14 protein-coding genes are annotated in these 14,437 nt (G+C 71.5%); 7 read left to right on the forward strand and 7 right to left on the reverse strand.

What is annotated here, in order from left to right; translation table 11 throughout:
* Positions 1-42: 42 nt before the first annotated feature.
* From BMY19_RS24565 to BMY19_RS24575, 3 genes are all read right to left on the reverse strand, one after another.
* On the reverse strand, positions 43-1,629 hold the full coding sequence (locus tag BMY19_RS24565; RefSeq protein WP_100253233.1) for a methyl-accepting chemotaxis protein: 1,587 nt from the start codon (positions 1,627-1,629) through the stop codon (positions 43-45).
* A gap of 482 nt (positions 1,630-2,111) precedes the next feature.
* Positions 2,112-2,495 (reverse strand): RidA family protein, encoded by a 384-nt coding sequence (locus BMY19_RS24570; RefSeq protein WP_100253234.1) that lies wholly within the window; start codon positions 2,493-2,495, stop codon positions 2,112-2,114.
* A complete protein-coding gene (locus BMY19_RS24575; protein WP_020095291.1) occupies positions 2,492-3,706 on the reverse strand; it encodes a lytic murein transglycosylase in 1,215 nt (404 codons plus the stop codon). The genes BMY19_RS24570 and BMY19_RS24575 overlap by 4 nt, the downstream gene beginning before the upstream one ends.
* 170 nt (positions 3,707-3,876) lie before the next feature.
* Here BMY19_RS24575 and BMY19_RS24580 point away from each other — a divergent pair, with 170 nt between their 5' ends.
* On the forward strand, positions 3,877-4,218 hold the full coding sequence (locus BMY19_RS24580) for a carboxymuconolactone decarboxylase family protein (protein WP_020095292.1): 342 nt from the start codon (positions 3,877-3,879) through the stop codon (positions 4,216-4,218).
* A gap of 49 nt (positions 4,219-4,267) precedes the next feature.
* Here the strand turns inward: BMY19_RS24580 and BMY19_RS24585 are convergent, their stop codons facing one another.
* Complete coding sequence (locus BMY19_RS24585; RefSeq protein WP_100253235.1) at positions 4,268-4,921, reverse strand: TetR/AcrR family transcriptional regulator; 654 nt, start codon at positions 4,919-4,921, stop codon at positions 4,268-4,270.
* Positions 4,922-5,015: 94 nt separating this feature from the next.
* Between BMY19_RS24585 and BMY19_RS24590 the strand changes: the two genes are divergently transcribed.
* A complete protein-coding gene (locus BMY19_RS24590) occupies positions 5,016-5,687 on the forward strand; it encodes an O-methyltransferase (protein ID WP_100253236.1) in 672 nt (223 codons plus the stop codon).
* A gap of 72 nt (positions 5,688-5,759) precedes the next feature.
* On the opposite strand, the gene leuD is transcribed toward BMY19_RS24590, so the two are convergent.
* Entirely contained in the window at positions 5,760-6,362 is a 603-nt protein-coding gene (gene leuD, locus BMY19_RS24595; RefSeq protein ID WP_020095295.1) for a 3-isopropylmalate dehydratase small subunit, read from the reverse strand.
* A 69-nt stretch (positions 6,363-6,431) separates the two neighbouring features.
* A complete protein-coding gene (locus tag BMY19_RS24600) occupies positions 6,432-7,163 on the reverse strand; it encodes a HisA/HisF-related TIM barrel protein (RefSeq protein WP_100253237.1) in 732 nt (243 codons plus the stop codon).
* A 9-nt stretch (positions 7,164-7,172) separates the two neighbouring features.
* Here BMY19_RS24600 and BMY19_RS24605 point away from each other — a divergent pair, with 9 nt between their 5' ends.
* From BMY19_RS24605 to BMY19_RS24620, 4 genes are read left to right on the forward strand one after another with little or no spacing between them, the layout of a single operon-like run.
* Positions 7,173-8,222, forward strand: coding sequence for a hydantoinase/oxoprolinase family protein (locus tag BMY19_RS24605; protein WP_091928213.1), 1,050 nt, complete (start codon positions 7,173-7,175; stop codon positions 8,220-8,222).
* The gene (locus tag BMY19_RS24610) at positions 8,219-8,419 is read left to right on the forward strand and encodes a hypothetical protein (RefSeq protein WP_012317969.1); all 201 of its coding nucleotides are present in this window, start codon (positions 8,219-8,221) and stop codon (positions 8,417-8,419) included. The genes BMY19_RS24605 and BMY19_RS24610 overlap by 4 nt, the downstream gene beginning before the upstream one ends.
* Positions 8,420-8,442: 23 nt before the next feature.
* Entirely contained in the window at positions 8,443-9,225 is a 783-nt protein-coding gene (locus BMY19_RS24615; RefSeq protein WP_100253238.1) for a hypothetical protein, read from the forward strand.
* Between the two features lie 29 nt (positions 9,226-9,254).
* Positions 9,255-9,875, forward strand: coding sequence for a GNAT family N-acetyltransferase (locus BMY19_RS24620; protein WP_100253239.1), 621 nt, complete (start codon positions 9,255-9,257; stop codon positions 9,873-9,875).
* 77 nt (positions 9,876-9,952) lie between these two features.
* Here BMY19_RS24620 and hpnH read toward each other — a convergent pair whose 3' ends face one another.
* Positions 9,953-11,116: an adenosyl-hopene transferase HpnH gene (gene hpnH, locus BMY19_RS24625; RefSeq protein ID WP_100253240.1), complete on the reverse strand. Its 1,164-nt coding sequence runs from the start codon at positions 11,114-11,116 to the stop codon at positions 9,953-9,955.
* Positions 11,117-11,736: 620 nt separating this feature from the next.
* Between hpnH and BMY19_RS24630 the strand changes: the two genes are divergently transcribed.
* Positions 11,737-14,403, forward strand: coding sequence for an MMPL family transporter (locus BMY19_RS24630; protein WP_026605271.1), 2,667 nt, complete (start codon positions 11,737-11,739; stop codon positions 14,401-14,403).
* The last annotated feature ends 34 nt before the right edge of the window (positions 14,404-14,437 follow it).

Here is a 14,437-nt window from a genome sequence, read left to right on the forward strand (position 1 = left end):
TTTCGTGGCCGACAGGTCCGTCCAGTCGGCCGATAGCGCGCCTCAGGCAGCCCGGATCTCGTCGAGGAGCCGGTGGATCTCGGCGGAGAGCTGATCGGACCTGCGCGACAGGTCGATCGCGGCGCCGAGGACCTGCTCGGCCGCCTCGCCCGTCGCCTCGGCGCCCTGCGAGACCTCGGCGATGTTGCCGGTGACTGCCTCCGTGCCGACCGCCGCGCGCGCGACGCTGCGCACGATCTCCTCGGTGGTCGCGCCCTGCTGCTCGATCGCGGCCGCGACGGACGCGGCGAGCGTGCTGACCTCGCCTATACTACGGCCGATCCCGTGGATCGCCTCCACGGCCTGCCGGGTCGAGGCCTGGACCGCGCCGATCCGCGCGGCGATCTCCTCGGTCGCGGCCGCGGTTTGCTCGGCCAGCGCCTTGACCTCGCCCGCCACGATGGCGAAGCCCCGGCCCGCCTCGCCGGCCCGCGCCGCCTCGATCGTGGCGTTGAGGGCGAGGAGGTTGGTCTGACGGGCGATGCCCGCGATCATGCTGGCGACGGCCCCGATCCGCTCGGCCCCGTCGGCGAGATCGCCCACGAGGGCGTCCGTGCGCCGCGCCTCGGTGGCCGCCCGCGCGGTCTTGGCCGAGGATTGCGCCATCCGTCCGGAGATCTCCTGGATGGTGATCGCCATCTCCTCGGTGGCCGCGGCGACGCTCTGCACGCTCCCGGCGGTCTCCTGCGCGGCCCCGGCGACGCGCGTCGCCCGGGCACTCGTGCGCGACGCCGTCCGCGCCATCGCCTCGGCGGTCGCCTGCATCTCGGTGGCGGCCGCGGAGACGCCCGTCATCAGCGCCCCGGCCCGGGCCTCGAACGCCCGGGTGAGCGCGTCGAGGGTCTGCGCATGCTGGACCTTGGCCTCAGCTTCGCGCGCGACCGCCCGGTCCGTCTCGGCCTTGGCGACCAGCGCCTGCCGGAACACTTCGACGGTCCGGGCCATCTGACCGATCTCGTCCGTCCGCTCGAGTCCCGGTATCGGCTCCGCGCCGTCGCCCCGGGCGAGCGCCTTCATCCGGCGACCGAGGCGGTCGAGCGGGCGCGTGATGCCGCGCCCGATCAGGACGGAGCCGATCACCCCGAGCGCGCCGACCCCGAGCAGAAGGCCGGTCGCCGCGAGGGCGAGCGCCTGGAAGGCGGCCCTGATGTCGTCGGTGTAGGTCCCCGCCGCGATCATGATGTCCCAGGGCTCGAACCTGACGGCGAGCGTCGTCTTCGGAGACAGGCCTTCGTGCCCCGGCCGGGGGTAGAGATAGCTCAACGTCGCCGTGTCGGAGGTCTTCAGCCGTTCGATCAGCGTTCCGGCCGCGCGAACCCCGTTGACCCGGGTCCCCAGCTGGTTGCTGCCGACGAGACGGCGGTCGGGGACCGCCAGGACCGTGCCGTCCATCGTGTAGATGGCGACGTAGTTGGTGCCGTTATCGAATCGCATGGCCATGGTGGTCTCGGCCAGCTCCGCCAGGGCCGCCTCACGGGACAGGGCGCCGCTCCTGACCCGGCTCTCGAGACTTTGCGCATAGGTGGTGAACAACTCCGTGACCGTGCGCAGGGACTGCAGCCGCCCCGACAGCATTTCCTGGTAATACATGCGCAGTCCGATGACACCGATGACCGATACAAGCAGCCCTATCAAGGCAATCTGCGTCATCATCCTACGCGATAGATTTTTACTCAAAAATATCTTTATCATAACACGTTCCGCGAGATCGACAAAGTCGTCGATGCTGCGGTGTGGCCTGATAAATCTGAGCCCGCATGTCAACGTAATCTCGCAGATCTGGATCGAGATCTGAAAGACACGCGGTTCAGACGCGCAGGGCGGGCGAGGAAGCGGTCACCCGCGACGCGGTCTGCGCCGGCTGCAGGAGCGGGCCGTCAGTCGGCGAGCAGAACCTGAGATCGTGCCCGTGGCGCGGGGCCACGCCCGACCAGCCCGAATGACCGGGATCGAGCCGCTCTCTTGCACGCAGAGCTCGGGCACGATGGGGATGACGTCATCGGCGGATCGGAGTGGCGCCGCGGCCCGACGGAACGGCGCGGAGACGGCGCGATCGGGAGCGGGACAGGCGTCTAGCCGATCCGCGCGGTCACCTCGATCTCGACGCGCATCTCGGGGCGCAGGAGGCCCGCCACGACCACGATCGTGGCGGCGGGCCGGACGTCCGCCAGCACCCGCCCGCAGACGGCCAGCACGGCCTCGCCATCGTCCCGGTCGGTGACGTAGTAGGTGGCGCGCAGGACGCCGGCGAGGCCGGTTCCGGCCTCGGCGAGGACCGAACGGATCGTGCGCCAGCAGGCCTCGGCCTGCGCGGCGGCGCCGTCGGGCATCGTCATCGTGGCGTAGTCGTAGCCGGTCGTCCCGGACAGGTAGACGGTGTCGCCGTCGACCACCGCCCGGGAGTAGCCGTAATCCCGCTCGAACGGGGACCCCGACGTGATCAGCCGCCGGCTCATCCGCCGCGCAGGGCCTCCAGAACCTTGCCGCCGGCGCGGCCCGTGGGCGTCATGCCGAGCCGGCGCTCGACGTCCTTGATGGCGTCGCGCGTCTTCTGGCCGACCTTACCGTCCGGCTCGCCGACGTCGTAGCCGCGGGCGGCCAGCCGGGTCTGGAGGTCGCGGCGCTCGGCCCGCGACAGGGGCGGGTCGTCGGTCGGCCAAGCGGCCTGGACGCCGGGCCGGCCGCGCAGCCGGTCGGACAGGACCGCGATGGCGAGGCCGTAGGATTCGGCGGCGTTGTACGAGTAGATCGCGTCGAAGTTCCGGGTCACCAGGAAGGCCGGTCCGTCGATGCCGGCGGGCGCCAGGATCCCGGCCGGGCCCTCGCCCGAGAGCGGGCGCCCGTCCGCGCGGGTGACGCCGAGCGACGCCCAGTGGGCGACCGGCTTCTTGTTCTTGCGCCCGGCGGCGCCGACGTTGAAGCCGCGGGGCAGCTTCACCTCGTAGCCCCACACCTGACCGTTCTGCCACTTGGCGACGCGCAGGAAGTTGGCGGTGGAGGCGACGGCGTCGGCCACGGAGTCGACCACGTCGCGCCGGCCGTCGCCGTCGCCGTCCACGGCGAGTCGCTGATAGGTCGTCGGCATGAACTGGGTCTGGCCGAAGGCGCCCGCCCAGGAGCCGGTCAGCCGCTCCGGCGCGATGTCGCCGCGCTCGATGATCCGCAGGGTGGCGATCAGCTCGCCGCGGAAGAAGTCCCGACGGCGGTTGTTCGAGCAGGCGAGCGTCGCCAGCGACTGCACCAGCGGCATCTTGCCGAGGTTCTTGCCGAAATTCGACTCGACGCCCCAGACCGCCGCGATCGTGTAGCGGTCGACCCCGTAGCGCGACTCGGCCTGGGCGAGCGCCGCCGCGTTCTGGCGCATGGCCGCGCGCCCGTCCTCGACCCGCTCGTCGTCGACGAGCGCCGCCATGTAGTCCCAGATCGGCGTCTTGAACTCGGGCTGCGCCTGGGACAGCTCGATCACCTTGTCGTCGTAGCCGATGCCGCTCGTGGCGGCCCGGAAGGTCTGCGCCGAGACGCCGGCCGCTGCCGCCTGCGACTGGATGCCGGCGAGGCAGCTGTCGAAATCGGCCCGCGCCGGCAGGCTCGCCAGGGGCAGGACCGCGATGCCGGCGAGCAGCCCGAGCGCGCGCGCCGTCCTCGGTCCCGTCGGGTGCTTCGGCATGCTGACGATCCTCACGATGCGGAACGGAGTCTGGGCGCGGATTCAGGCGACATGTGGGTTAACGAACGGTGAGGAAACCCGCCTCGTCTTGACCCTGCGGCCTACCAACCGGTAGGTTGGCACCGTACTGGCGCATCGCCGGTCGGGTCAACGAACAGGGAACGGGACGCGTGATGAAGGACTGGAATCAGTACGGCGCCGAGCTCGTCAGTACGCTCGGGCGCATCGGTGCGGTGAGCCCGGACCTCCTCAAGGCCCACGACCAGCTCGCCGCGGCGGCCCCGACCGAGCGCAAGCTGGACGCGAAGACCCGCGAGTTGATCGCCCTCGCGGTCGCGGTCACGACCCGGTGCGACGGCTGCATCGCGGTGCATTCCGACGCCGCCCGCAAGGCCGGCGCGAGCAAGGAGGAGGTCGTGGAGGCGCTGGGCGTGGCGGTGGCACTGAACGCCGGCGCCGCCCTGGTCTACACCGCCCGCGCCTTCGAGGCGTTCACCGGCGAGTCCGGCTGAGCCGACCGGGATAGGGCCGCGTCCGGTTCGCCGGCCCCGGGGCTCGTCTTCAGGACGGCGCGCCGGCCCGGTCTCGGCTGCCCAGGCGGTCCAGATAGGCGCAGAGCATGTCGGCCAGGGCGTCCGCGAAGGTCGCCATGGCCGCCTCGGTCCGGACCACCTCCGAGATGCGCTCGCCGACCTCGCCGAGCGTCATCGCGATGATCTCGCCCGCGACCGCCAGGTCCGTCTCGGGCGCCGCGGGAAGTGCCGCGCGCAGGAAGTCGCGGAAGGCCTGCGAGCCGGCCAACTGCGGCTCCGCGGCCTCGGGCGCGTCGCGATAGGCCGGGGCGGCCGCGTCGAGGGCCCGGCGCATCGCGGCCTCCGCGCATTCCGAACGCACGAAGGCGTGGACGGCGGCGCGCAGGCGCTCGCCGGGCGCGCAAGCGGGATCCGTCAGGAGGCCGGCGAGGAGGGCGCTCGTGTCCCGCCACTCGTCGCTCTGGAGCTGGAACAGGATCGCCGCCTTGTTGGGGAAGTACTGGTAGAGCGAGCCGATGCTGACGCCGGCGCGCTCGGCGACCCGCGCCGTCGTGAACCGCGCCGCGCCGACCTCCGCCAGAACCTGAGCGGCGGCCTCCAGAACGGCCGCGACGAGGTCGCTGGAACGCGCCTGCCGGGGCTGCTTTCGCCTGGAGATTCCGAGACTTGGCCGGTCGGGCATGGGGCGGGGCTCGGAACGCGAATAGGCGCGGGTAGGGGGCGCCGGTACTCTGCGTCGTGTTCAGTTGAACGCGCAAGACGGAAAGCAACGCGCCATGTCACCCTCAGCATCCACACTCGCCGAACCGCGTATCGCGTCGCTGTTGGACAGTCTCTTCGCGCAGGCGGAGGCCTCCTCACCCTTGAGCGCCATCGGCGATCTCTCGGCGGAACAGCGGGCGCGCCTCATGGGCAGCCGCACCGGCTACCGGGACTTCTACAGCCGGCTCAAGGATATGCCCCTCGCGGTCTCGCGGGAGACCGGCCGGCTGCTCTACATGCTCGCGCGGACCCGCCGGGCGCGGACGATCGTCGAGTTCGGCACGTCCTTCGGTCTCTCGACCCTGCACCTCGCCGCGGCCCTGCGCGACAACGGCGGCGGCCGGCTGATCACCTGCGAGTTCGAGCCGTCCAAGGTGGTGCGGGCGCGGGCGAACCTGATGGAGGCCGGGCTGGCGGACCTCGTCGAGTTCCGCGAGGGCGACGCCCTCCAGACCCTCGGCCTCGACCTGCCCGACTCGGTCGACCTGCTGCTCCTCGACGGGGCGAAGGGGCTCTATCCGGAGGTTCTGAGCCTCGTGGAGAGTCGCCTCGGACCGGGGGCCCTGGTGGTCGCCGACAACGCGGACCACAGCCCGGACTACCTGCAGCGGGTGCGCGCGCCGAGCCGCGGCTACCTGTCGGTGCCGTTCGCCGAGGACGTGGAGCTGTCCATGCGGCTCGGGTGAGGCAGGCCCTGGCCTCGGACCGGCGGTCGCCTCAGCGCGATGCGACCGCCGTCGGGACGCGGGTCCGGTCGCTCAGGCCCACTCGCGCTGAGCGAGCTTCTGCTCGTAGGCGTCGATGGAGGAGACGCGCTCCAGCGTCAGCCCGATCTCGTCCAGGCCGTTCAGCAGGTTGTGCTTGCGGCCCTCGTCGACGTCGAAATGCAGGGTGCCGCCGTCCGGTCCCCGGATCGTCTGCGCCGCCAGGTCGACCGTCAGGGTGGCGTTCGCGCCGCGCTCGGCGTCCTCGAAGAGCTTCTCCAGATCCTCGGGCGACACGACGATCGCCAGGATGCCGTTCTTCGCGCAGTTGTTGAAGAAGATGTCGGCGAAGCTCGTGGAGATCACGCAGCGGATGCCGAAATCGGCCAGCGCCCAGGGCGCGTGCTCCCGGGACGAGCCGCAGCCGAAATTGTCGCCGCACACCAGGATCTTGCTGTTCCGGTAGGCCGGCTGGTTGAGGATGAAGTCCGGGTTCTCGGAGCCGTCCTCGCGGTAGCGCATCTCGGCGAACAGGCTCTTGCCGAGGCCGGTCCGCCGGATCGTCTTCAGGTACTTCGCCGGGATGATCCGGTCGGTATCGACGTTGATCGTCCGCAGGGGCGCCGCGACGCCCTCCAGGGTGGTGAACTTTTCCATCGTCTGACGGCTCGTGTCGGTGGTCTCTCTGTCGCGCGGTTTAGCAGCCGCGGGCCCGGGCCGGAAGCGTCAGGCGAGATCGGGCGCCGTCGCCCGGGACAGGGTGCCGTCGTGGAGGGCCGAGGCGACCAGCGCCCCGGCGATCCCGGCCGCCCGGAGCGCCCGCAGGTCGTCAGGGCCGCGCACGCCGCCCGCCGCGTAGAGGCGGCGATCCGGCGCCCGCGCGCGCAGGGCTCCCAGGGCCGCGAGGTCCGGACCGGCCCCGGCGCCGACCTGCGCCAGCGTCATGGCGATCACCTCCGGCGGCCAGAGCGCCGGATCGTCGTGGAGGGCCGCCGGGCCGAGCCGCTCCGCGCCGCGCGTGTCGAGAGAGAACACCGCCCGGTCGCCGAGCCGTGTCACAAGGTCGGCATCCGCCTGGCTCTCGCTGCCGATCACCGGTCGCCCGAGCCCGGCCTCCAGGAACGCCGCGACGTCCTCCGGCTCGGCGAAGCCGGCATCGACCCACAGGGCGATCCCCGGGCAGGCGCGGGCGATCGCCTCCAGGGCGCGGAGATCGGGCGCGGCGCGGTCGATGATCGCGTCGAGATCGGCGACGTAGAGGATCGCGGCGGGCCACGCGTCGACCAGCCCGCGGGCCACCGCGTCCGGCGCCGAGCCCTTTGCCAAGGACGTCTCGATCGGGGCATAGGAGGAGCGCTCGCCCCGGCGCGCCCGCACCACGCGGCCGCCCCGGAGATCGAGCACCGGGATCACCGCGAAGCCGGGGCGCCCGATCCTGTGGTCCATCGAGGCGCTCATCGCAGTCCCATGCGCTCATCAAACCCAACGACCATCGGGTGGGACCTCGGCGGGGTCCACGTCAAGGTCGCCCTGGTCGAGGACGGCCGGGTCGCGGCCGCCGCCCAGGTGCCGTGCCCGCTCTGGCAGGGCCTGCCGGCCCTCGACCGGGCGCTGGAGGCCGCCCCCGACTGGGCCCGCGGCGCGGCCCTGCACGCCGTGACCATGACGGGCGAGCTGACCGACTGCTTCGCCGACCGGCGCGACGGCGTCGCGGCGCTCGCCGGATGGGCCGGGTCGCACCTCGCCGGGACCGTGCGGATCTACGCCGGCCGCTCCGGCCTCGTCGCCCCCGAGGCGGCCGCGTCCCTTTCGGCGGACGTGGCCTCGGCCAACTGGCACGCCACCGCGGCGCTCGCCGGCCGGCACGTCCCGGACGCGCTGCTGGTCGATATCGGCTCGACCACCGCCGACCTGATTCCCGTCGTGGGCGGGCGGGCGGCCGCGACCGGCTACAGCGACGCCGAGCGGCTGGAGACCGGCGAGCTCGTCTATACCGGCGCGGTGCGCACGCCGGTGATCGCCCTGTCCGACCACGCCCCCTTCGCGGGCCGCCGGACCCGGCTGATGACCGAGACCTTCGCCCACATGGCGGACGTCTACCGCATCCTCGGCCAGCTCCCCGAGGGCGCCGACCAGCAGCCGAGCGGCGACCGCAAGGGCAAGACGGTCGCCGAGAGCGAGACCCGGCTCGCCCGGATCGTCGGGCGGGACCGGGCGGAGGCGCCCGGAGCGGCCTGGACGGCGCTCGCCGCCCATTTCGCCGAGGCGCAGCTGCGCCTGCTGCACGACGCGGCGGCGGAGATCCTCAGCCGGCCCGATCTCGGCGCGGACGCGCCCCTCGTCCTGTGCGGCGCCGGCGCCTTCGTGGGCGCCCGCCTCGCCGAGCGTCTCGGCCGGCCCTCGACACCGCTCGTGACGCTGCTGGCGGACCGGATCGGCGGCGCGCGCGACGGCATCTCGACCTGTGGACCGGCGGTGGCGGTCGGCCTCATCGCCGCGGAGGAGGCACTCGCATGAGCGCAATCAAGATCCTGGCCCGGATCCTGACGGCCCGGGTCGGGCCGCATATCGAGCTGGCCGTCGAGACGGAGACCGGGGAAGTTCTGAAGGTGCTCGCCACCGAGGACCAGGTCGACCGGCTGGTCGACGAGCTCGAGGACATCCTCAACTCGCCCGCCGACCCGGAAGATGACGGGCCGCCCCAGGCGGCCTGAGGCCCCGGGCCCCGCCGGTCGCCATGAGCCTGATCGCCGCCAAGATCGTCGTCACGCCGACCCTGATGTGGGCCGTGTCGGCGGCCGCGCGCCGGTGGGGCAGCCTCGTCGGCGGCCTGCTCTCGGGCCTCCCGCTGACCTCGGCGCCGATCTCGATCTACCTCGCCGCCGAGCAGGGCGAGCGCTTCGCCGCCGACGCGGCGATCGGCTCGGTGGAGGGGCTCGGCGCGGTCACCGTCAGCTACCTCGTCTACGCCGTCGCCGCGCCGCGGACGGGGGGCCTCGCGGCCGCGCTGCTCGCCCTCGCGGGCTTCGTCCTCGGCGGCGCGCTGCTGCACGGGGTGATCCAGCCCGGCCTGTGGCTCGCCACGGCGATCGACCTGCCGGCGATGGTCCTGGTGGTCGCCCTGTGCCGGCCGGCCGCGGGGACCGAATCGCCGGCCCGCCGGGCGCGCCCGCCGCGCTGGGACATGCCGGCCCGGCTCGCGGCCGCCACCGTCCTGGTCCTGCTGGTCTCGGGGCTGGCGCCGCATCTCGGCTCCGGCCTGAGCGGCGTCCTGGCGCCGATCCCGATCATCTCCTGGCCGCTCATCGTCTTCGCCCGGGCGCAGGACGGCGTCGGCGCCGCCCTGGAGGTGGTGCGCGGCAGCGCCCAGGGCGCGTTCGGCGTGCTGGCCTTCTATGTCTGCGTGCACCTGCTCCTCGGTCGGATCGACCCGGTCGCGGCCTACGCCGCCGCGATCGCGGTGTCGGCGGCCTGCGTGCTGCCGTGGCTGGTCGCGCGGCGGCGCCCGCTTTCCGCCTGACCGGGCCGAGGCGACCGCGGAGGGGATCGATGCTGCCGGAGACCGGAATCCCGACCCTCACACCGGGCTACGCGACGGTGCCGCCCGGCCATCTCGCCACGATCGTCACCAGCCTGGAGATGCTGCGCCCGCCGCCCCCGCGTCCCGGACGGCCGTTCCCGCCCGGGCTCGCCCTCGAGCCCCTGGAACGCACCGACCCGGAGACCTACTGGAGCCTGTTCCGGGCGGTGGGCGCCGACTGGCTCTGGTTCTCGCGCCTCACCCTGGCCGACGAAGCGCTGGCGGCGATTTTGGCCGACCGGGATGTCGAGATCCTCGCGCTGCGGCGGGACGGGCGGAACGTCGGCATGCTGGAACTGGATTTCCGCCGGCCCGGGACCTGCGAGCTGGTCTTTCTCGGACTGACCGGGGACGCGGTCGGTACCGGGATCGGCCGCACGCTGATGAACGCGGCGATCGGCCGGGCCTGGGCGCGCCCGATCGCGCGGTTCTGGGTGCATACCTGCACGCTGGACCATCCCGGCGCGCTCGCCTTCTACCGGCGCTCCGGCTTCGTGCCTTTCGCGATCCACGTCGAGGTCGCGCCCGATCCGCGGCTCGACGGGACCCTGCCGCGCGACTGCGCCCCGCACGTGCCGCGGCTCGGCTGAGCCGCTGAGGGGTCCGGATACGAAGAGACCCGCGGCCTCGCGGCCGCGGGTCTCGTGTCGTCAGTCGCGCGCGCCGGTCAGGCGGCGGTGCGCTTGCGGGCTTCCTGCTTCGTGTCGACGCCGGCCGCTTTGATCTCGGACAGCTTCTGCGCGACGTTGCGCGAGAACACGAACTCGGCCGGGCGCTGGTTCTCCAGGCTGACCTCGGGGGCCATCTCGCCCTCGGTCTTGATGCCGCGGATCGCGTGCACCAGCGGCTTCCAGGGCTTGCGGACCGAATCGACCACCGAGGAGGCCTCGTAGCCCGAGTGGACCATGCAGTCGGCGCACTTCTCGTAGTTGCCGGTGCCGTAGGCGTCCCAGTCGGTGGTCTCCATCAGCTCCTTGAAGGTCGCGGCGTAGCCCTCGCCGAGCAGGTAGCAGGGCTTCTGCCAGCCGAACACGGTGCGGGTCGGGTTGCCCCACGGGGTGCAGTGGTAGGTCTGGTTGCCGGCCAGGAAGTCGAGGAACAGGCCCGACTGCTGGAAGGTCCACTTCTCGCGGCCCTTCTCCTTGCCGTGCCGGAACACGCCGCGGAACAGGTCCTTCGTCGCCTTGCGGTTCAGGAAGTGCTTCTGGTCGGGGGCGCGCTCGTAGGCGTAGCCGGGGGAGACGGTGATGCCGTCGATGCCCATTCGGGTCACGCTGTCGAAGAAGTCGGCGATCTTCTCCGGCTGGGAATTGTTGAAGAAGGTGCAGTTGATGGTGACCCGGAAGCCCATCTCCTTGGCCTTCGCGATCGCCGCCACGGCCTTGTCGTAGACGCCGCGCTGGCACACCGACTGGTCGTGCATCTCCTTGTCGCCGTCCAGATGGATCGACCACGTGAAGTACGGGCTCGGCTTGTACTCCTTGATCTTCTTCTCGAGGAGCAGCGCGTTCGTGCAGACGATCGCGAACTTCTTCTGGTCGATGATGCCCTCGACGATCTGCGGCAGGTCCTTGTGGAGGAGCGGCTCGCCGCCGGCGATCACCACCACCGGGGCTCCGCACTCGCGCACCGATTCGAGCGCGTCGGCGACCGGGAGGCGCTTGTTCAGGATCTCGTCCGGGTAGTCGATCTTGCCGCAGCCGGCGCAGGCTAGGTTACAGCGGAACAGCGGCTCCATCATCATCACAAGCGGGTAACGCTTGCGGCCCGTGAGGTGCTGCTTCAGGATGTAGCCGCCGATCTTCGCGACGTACCGGAGGGGGATACCCAAGATTGCGGCTCCTTACTTCGTCGGCCCCGGGACATCGGGGTGCTTAACGCGAAAAAATCTCGAATTCCAGCCATCTAGCTTGGAACTAATCTGAAATGACCCCGTTTCGGCGGGGCGATGACATCTTATTCCGTGCCTGACGCAACGGCGCCACATGGACCGCGCTTGCGGAGCCCGTGGGCGGACGCGCCCGATCGTTGAGGACAGCACGTGCATTGCGTCGGCAATACGACCGGAATCCCACGATTCGGGTGGCCGCGCCAGAAACGCCGTGCGCTAGCGCACACGGGCGGGCGCGGGATGCGCGCCACGGCGGCCGCGTTGCAATCTGGCATCGCCCTCTTTACTGAGCCTCGTGGCCGCGATGCAAGTCCCGGCCCGCGGCGGGTGTCCCGACCGCGGACCGCATCGGGCGCAATCAGTCGGGTGCCGGGCGCGCGCGGCGCGCTCGGATCGGGCGGTGTGGCGTTCCTCGAACCCGATGCGCACCCGGCCGAATCGCGGAGCGTCGCGCGGCGGAGCCCTGAGCCCGCCCGTGTCGGTGGCCCGGGTTCGGACCGGACAGATGGCAGGAGCCGGTCGCGCACGGGGCGCGTCCGATGCGAACAGGCAGGGTGCTCGTGATCGAAAGTCTCGTCGCGTTCTCGGTGCGGTATCGGTGGATCGTGATCGCCTTCACGGCGTTCCTCACGGTCGCGAGCCTCGGAGTCGCGGCGCACCTGTTCCGAATCAACACCGACGTCGAGCGGCTGATCGACCCGAAGGAGCCGTGGCGGCAGGACGAGATCAATTTCGAGAAGGCGTTCCCGCAGCGCAGCAACACCATCGTCGCGGTCATCAACGGCGAGACGCCGGAGGAGACCGAGGAGGCGGCCGCCAACCTCGCCAAGGCGCTCACGGCGCACAAGAACCTGATCGAGACGGTCTACCGGCCCGACGGCGGCCCGTTCTTCAACAAGAACGGCCTGCTGCTGATGTCGCAGGCGGACCTCGACAAGACCCTGGAGGCGCTGACCCAGCAGCAGGGTCTGCTCGGCCCGCTCGCCGCCGACCCGTCGCTGCGGGGCATCATGCGGGTGCTGACGCTGGGCGCGCGCGGCGTGAAGACCGGCGACGCCAAGATCGAGGACCTCGAGAAGCCCATGGGGCAGATCGACGCCACCCTGCAGAAGGTGCTGGCGGGTCAGCGGGCGCGGATGTCCTGGCAGGAACTCCTGTCGGGGGGTGAGACCAGCGTCACCGACAAGATGAAGTTCGTGGTGATCCAGCCGGTCCTCGACTTCAACGCCCTGGAGCCCGGCTACCAGGCGACCAAGCTGATCCGCAACGTCGCCAAGGATCTCGGGATCGACGCCCAGAACGGCCTGCGGATGCGCCTGACCGGCACGGTGGCCGTGGCGGACGAGGAGTTCGCGACGCTGTCGGAGGATGCCGGCCTCAACAACAGCATCATCGTCGGCGCGATCGTGCTGTTCCTGTGGCTGGCCCTGCGCTCGGGCAAGCTCGTCGGCGCGGTGATCATCACCACCTTCGCGGGCCTCGTGGTCACGGCCGCCCTGGGCCTCATCATGGTCAAGGAGCTGAACCCGATCTCGGTGGCCTTCGCGGCCCTGTTCGTCGGGCTCGGCATCGATTTCGGCATCCAGTTCTCGGTGCGCTACCGGGCCGACCGCTACGAGCAGCCGACGCTGGAGAGCGCGATCCGCGCCGCCGCCCGGGGCGTCGGCTGGTCGCTGACGCTCGCCGCGGTGTCGCTGGTGGCGGGCTTCTTCGCCTTCCTGCCCACGGCCTTCCGCGGCGTGTCGGAGCTGGGCCTGATCGCCGGCGTCGGCATGATCGTGGCCTTCCTGTTCTCGCTGATCCTGCTGCCGGCCCTGATCGCGGTGTTCAAGCCGGTGGGCGAGAAGGCCGCGGTCCAGACCGACTGGCTCGTCGGCGTCGACCCCTGGATCATCCGGCACCGCAAGCCGATCCTGATCGGCGTCGGCCTCGTGACCCTGGCCGGCGCGCCGCTGCTCTGGCACCTGCCGTTCGACTCGAACCCGATGCACCTGCGCAGCGCCAAGACGCAGTCCATCGCGACCTACCTGGACCTGATCAAGAATCCCGAGACCAGCCCGAATTTCATCGACGTGCTGGCGCCCAGCGTCGCGGAGGTCCCGTCGCTGTCGAAGACGCTCCTGGCCCTGCCGGTCACCGCCTCGGTCAACAGCATCGACACCTTCGTGCCGCGGGATCAGGACAAGAAGCTGGCCCAGATCGCCGACACGGCCCAGCTCCTCGACCCGGTGCTCAACCCCGGCCGTCGCCCGCCGCCGCCGACCGACGCCGACAACGTCAAGGCGCTCAAGGACGCCGCCGCGGCGCTCAACGGCCTCTCGGCCGACGCCAAGGGCGACGCGAAGGGCGCCCAGGAGGCCAAGCAGCTCGCCGGCACCCTGGACAAGCTCGCCGCCGGACCGGTGCAGATGCGCGAGGCGGCCTCGGTGGCGCTCACCAAGGATCTGGTGCCGCTGCTCGCCCGCCTGCGCGACCTGCTGCATCCCGAGAAGATCACGCTGGACAACCTGCCGCCGCAGCTGAAGGCCGACTGGGTGGCTGCGGACGGACGGGCGCGCATCGAGGTTCACCCGAAGGGCGACTCGAACGACGACACCGTGCTCCGCCGGTTCTCGGACGAGGTCCTGAAGGTCGCCCCGCACGCGACCGGCGCGCCCGTGGCCACCACGCAATCGAGCTACACGATCCTGGGCGCCTTCGTGCAGGCGGCGGTGACGGCCTTCGTGCTGATCTTCGTCATCCTGTCGGTCGCCCTGCGCAAGCCGTGGGACGTGGCGATGACCCTCGGCCCGCTGGTGATCGCGACGCTCTGGACGCTGATGGCGATGCGCATCGTCGGCATGCCGCTGAACTTCGCCAACATCATCGCCCTGCCGCTGATGCTCGCGGTCGGCGTGGCGTTCCACATCTACTACGTGATCGCGTGGCGGGCGGGCGTGACCGACATGCTCGCCTCCAGCCTCACCCGGGCGATCTTCTTCTCGGCGCTGACCACGGGCAGCGCCTTCGGGTCGCTGGTCCTGTCGAGCCATCCGGGCACGGCCAGCATGGGCAAGCTGCTGGCGCTGTCGCTGTTCTTCACCCTGGTGGCGGCGTTCTTCGTGGTTCCGGCGACCCTCGGCGAGCCGCCGGAGCAGCCCGACGAGGATCGTCCGGAAGCCGAGAAGGCGGCCGGCGCGGCCCTGCGCAAGTCCGCCCCGCACCAGGATCCGGTGCCCGCCAAGTAGAAGCCGAGCAGTGCCGGCCGGTCGCGGCCGGCGC

Source organism: Methylobacterium sp. UNC300MFChir4.1 (assembly GCF_900110155.1).
Taxonomy (GTDB): Bacteria; Pseudomonadota; Alphaproteobacteria; order Rhizobiales; family Beijerinckiaceae; genus Methylobacterium.